Source organism: Streptomyces africanus, assembly GCF_002150735.1.
GTDB classification, from domain to species: Bacteria; Actinomycetota; Actinomycetes; order Streptomycetales; family Streptomycetaceae; genus Streptomyces; species Streptomyces africanus.
In genome coordinates, this window is record NZ_MUKA01000459.1 from 1 (window position 1) to 4006 (window position 4006).

General features: G+C 70.9%; 4 protein-coding genes. 2 read left to right on the forward strand and 2 right to left on the reverse strand.

What is annotated here, in order from left to right; all coding sequences use genetic code 11:
• Together CCL05_RS39670 and CCL05_RS39675 are read right to left on the reverse strand one after the other, a co-directional pair.
• Positions 1–597: DeoR/GlpR family DNA-binding transcription regulator (locus CCL05_RS39670; protein WP_143590027.1), on the reverse strand; the 597-nt coding region annotated here is incomplete at its 3' end.
• A 165-nt stretch (positions 598–762) separates the two neighbouring features.
• Positions 763–2211, reverse strand: coding sequence for an NAD(P)H-quinone dehydrogenase (locus CCL05_RS39675; RefSeq protein ID WP_086565455.1), 1449 nt, complete (start codon positions 2209–2211; stop codon positions 763–765).
• A 97-nt stretch (positions 2212–2308) separates the two neighbouring features.
• Here CCL05_RS39675 and CCL05_RS39680 point away from each other — a divergent pair, with 97 nt between their 5' ends.
• Entirely contained in the window at positions 2309–2746 is a 438-nt protein-coding gene (locus tag CCL05_RS39680; RefSeq protein ID WP_086565456.1) for a gamma-glutamylcyclotransferase family protein, read from the forward strand.
• A gap of 92 nt (positions 2747–2838) precedes the next feature.
• Complete coding sequence (locus tag CCL05_RS39685; RefSeq protein WP_086565457.1) at positions 2839–3663, forward strand: purine-nucleoside phosphorylase; 825 nt, start codon at positions 2839–2841, stop codon at positions 3661–3663.
• Positions 3664–4006 lie beyond the last annotated feature (343 nt).

Consider the following 4006-nt stretch of genomic DNA (forward strand, 5'->3'; position numbering starts at 1 on the left):
GGCCTGCACCAGCGCCCGGTCGACCGACGCCGACAGCATGTTGGACGTGGACAGCCCCCGCTCCGCGGTCAGACCGCTCCCGGACAGGAACGCCCGGGACACCCTCAGCCCGTGCAGGGACTGCTCGGCACCGCTGCCGACCAGGGCGTAGTTCGAGCCCCGGAGCGTCCCCCCGGTCATCACGACCTCGACCCGGTTGGCATGGGCCAGCGCCTGGGCGACCAGCAGTGAGTTGGTGACGACGGTCAGCCCGGGCACCCGGGCGAGCCGGCGGGCCAGCTCCTGCGTCGTCGTACCCGCCCCGACCACGATCGCCTCGCCCTCTTCCACGAGATTCGCGGCGAGGTCGGCGATGGCGGTCTTCTCGGCGGTCGCGAGATGAGACTTCTGCGGAAAGCCGGACTCCCGCGTGAAACCGCCCGGCAGTACCGCACCGCCGTGCCGGCGGTCGAGGAGTCCTTCTGCCTCCAGCGCGCGCACGTCCCGCCGTACGGTCACTTCGGAGGTCTGGACGACGCGGGCGAGCTCACGGAGCGACACGGCCCCGTTCGCTCGCACCATTTCGAGGATCAATTGGCGACGTTCTGCAGCGAACACGAAACTGACAGTAACGCCAGCGACCGTCTGCTTTCAGCAGTTTGCGCTGAATAGCAGAAGATGTTCGCACCGAGCAGCGGGAAGTGGTATAGGGCCTAGTCCCCCCGCCTATGCCGTACGCATGGTCGAACACTCCACGTGACCAGCGAGGACCCGGATCCGGCCTCAGCTCTCGCCGGTCTCCTTACGGGTGTGCAACTGCCGTGCCACCTCGGCGATCGAGCCCGACAGCGAGGGATAGACGGTGAAGGCGTTCGCAATCTGTTCGACGGTCAGATTGTTGTCGACCGCGATCGAGATGGGGTGGATCAGTTCCGAGGCACGCGGCGCCACGACGACACCGCCGACCACGATCCCGGTCCCCGGCCGGCAGAAGATCTTGACGAAGCCGTCACGGATGCCCTGCATCTTCGCGCGCGGGTTGCGCAGCAGCGGCAGCTTCACGACCCGGGCATCGATCTTCCCGCCGTCGACGTCGGCCTGGGTGTAGCCGACGGTGGCGATCTCCGGGTCGGTGAAGACGTTCGACGAGACGGTCTTCAGGTTCAGCGGGGCCACGGCATCGCCCAGGAAGTGGTACATGGCGATGCGCCCCTGCATGGCGGCCACGGACGCGAGGGCGAACACGCCCGTCACGTCACCGGCCGCGTACACGCCCGGAGCGGTCGTACGCGACACCTTGTCGGTCCAGATGTGACCGGACTCGCGCAGCCGGACCCCGGCGTCCTCCAGCCCCATGCCCGAGCTGTTGGGCACGGCACCGACGGCCATGAGGCAGTGCGACCCGGTGATGACCCGCCCGTCGGAGAGGGTCACCTCGACCCGGTCGCCGACCCGCTTGGCGGACTGCGCCCGGGTGCGCCCCATGACGTTCATGCCGCGCCGCCGGAAGACCTCCTCCAGGACCGCCGCCGCGTCCGGGTCCTCACCCGGCAGCACCCGGTCCCGCGACGACACGAGCGTCACCTTCGACCCCAGCGCCTGATAGGCGCCGGCGAACTCGGCACCGGTCACACCCGACCCGACCACGATCAGCTCCTCGGGGAGCTCGTCGAGGTCGTACACCTGGGTCCAGTTCAGGATCCGCTCGCCGTCGGGCTGGGCGTCGGGCAGCTCGCGGGGATGCCCACCGGTGGCGATGAGCACGGCATCCGCCGTAAGGGTCTCCTCGCTCCCGTCGGCGGCGCGCACCACGACCTTGCGCGACCCGTCGAGCGCCTGCATGCCCTCCAGCCGCCCGCGCCCGCGCAGGACACGCGCCCCGGCACGCGTCACGGAGGCCGTGATGTCATGCGACTGGGCGAGCGCGAGCCGCTTCACACGCCGGTTGACCTTCCCCAGGTCGACCCCCACCACCCGGGCGCTCTGCTCCAGCGGCGGGGTGTCGTCCGCGACGATGATCCCCAGCTCCTCGTACGACGAGTCGAAGGTGGTCATCACCTCGGCCGTGGCGATCAGGGTCTTCGACGGCACGCAGTCGGTCAGCACCGACGCACCGCCCAGACCGTCGCAGTCGACGACGGTCACCTCCGCGCCGAGTTGAGCGGCCACCAGCGCCGCTTCGTATCCGCCGGGTCCGCCACCGATGATCACGATCCGAGTCACGTACCCCATTGTCCCGCACCCATCAACATGGCACCGCCCCGGGGCCCGCCGCCGATGCGGCTCCGTTACGCGAGTGACTCCGGGGCACCTGCCGTACCCTCTCCCCATGTCGCTCTACGCCGCGTACGCCGGCAACCTCGACGCGCGGCTGATGTCCCGCCGCGCCCCGCACTCGCCGCTGCGCGCCACCGGCTGGCTGAACGGGTGGCGGCTGACCTTCGGCGGTGAGCACATGGGCTGGGAGGGGGCCCTGCCGACGATCGTCGAGGACCCGGTCTCCCAGGTCTTCGTCGCGCTCTACGAGATCGCCCCCATGGACGAGGAGTCGCTCGACCGCTGGGAGGGCGTGGGGCTCGACATCTACCGCCGCACGCGCGTACGGGTCCACACCCTGGAGGGTGACGAACAGGCGTGGGCCTTCACCCTCAACGCCTACGAGGGCGGCCTGCCCTCCGCCCGCTACCTGGGCGAGATCGCCGACGCGGCCGAGTCGGCCGGCGCCCCGCACGACTACGTGATGGAACTGCGCAAGCGCCCCTGCTGAGCCCGCTTCGTCGGAAACGACAAGGCAACGATCCTCACCCCGTGACCTCTGCCATCTACGCGCGTAGGCAATCAGCGGCTACCCTCGTGCGCGTGAACGCATCTCTTCTTCCGGACGACCTCCAGGGCGACCCCCACGCCGCCGCCGACGCCGCCGCGGCCCGCCTGCGCGAACTCACGGGCGCCGAGACCCACGACGTGGCCCTCGTGATGGGCTCCGGCTGGGCTCCGGCCGTGGACGCCCTCGGTGCCCCCGAGGCCGAGCTCCAGGTCACCGAGCTGCCCGGCTTCCCGCCCCCGGCGGTCGAGGGCCACGGAGGCAAGATCCGCTCCTACCGGATCGGCAACAAGCGCGCCCTGGTCTTCCTGGGGCGTACGCACTACTACGAGGGCCGCGGCGTGGCAGCGGTCGCCCACGGCGTCCGCACCGCGGTCTCGGCCGGCTGCAAGACGATCGTCCTCACGAACGGCTGCGGAGGCCTGCGCGAGGGCATGCGCCCCGGCCAGCCGGTCCTGATCAGCGACCACATCAACCTCACCGCCACCTCCCCCATCATCGGCGCCAACTTCGTCGACCTCACGGACCTCTACTCCCCGCGCCTGCGGGCCCTGTGCAAGGAGGTCGACGCCACGCTGGAGGAGGGCGTCTACGCCCAGTTCCCCGGCCCGCACTATGAGACTCCGGCAGAGATCCGTATGGCCCGGGTCATCGGTGCGGACCTGGTGGGCATGTCGACGGTCCTGGAGGCGATCGCCGCGCGTGAGGCGGGCGCGGAGGTGCTGGGCATCTCCCTGGTGACGAACCTGGCGGCGGGTATGACCGGGGAGCCCCTCAACCACGAGGAGGTCCTCCAGGCCGGCCGCGACTCCGCGACGCGCATGGGTTCACTCCTGGCCCAGGTCCTGGGACGCCTGTAAGCAACCCGAGGTCGCTGCTGAGGCCGGGTGGGTCCGCACCCCGGCGGAGCGAGGTGCCGCTGCGCCCACCCGTGCCGCCTGGGGGCACCTCCCAGGCCCTTAAGGCACTGGGGGAGGCACGACTGCCCGCAGCTGAGGCGAGACGCGCCCGCACCCGCCGACGGCGAGCAGGGGACGTGTCGGGGGGTGTCCGCCCGCAGCGGTTGGCGCGTCAACGGACGGTTAGTCGGTACGCAACCCCATCGCGCCGTTCCGAGGACGGACACCCCCCGACGCGGCCCCGACCCACAAGCCACCCGCAGGCGCTACGCGCACCCCCACCGAAGCAGCCACAGGCCGCCGC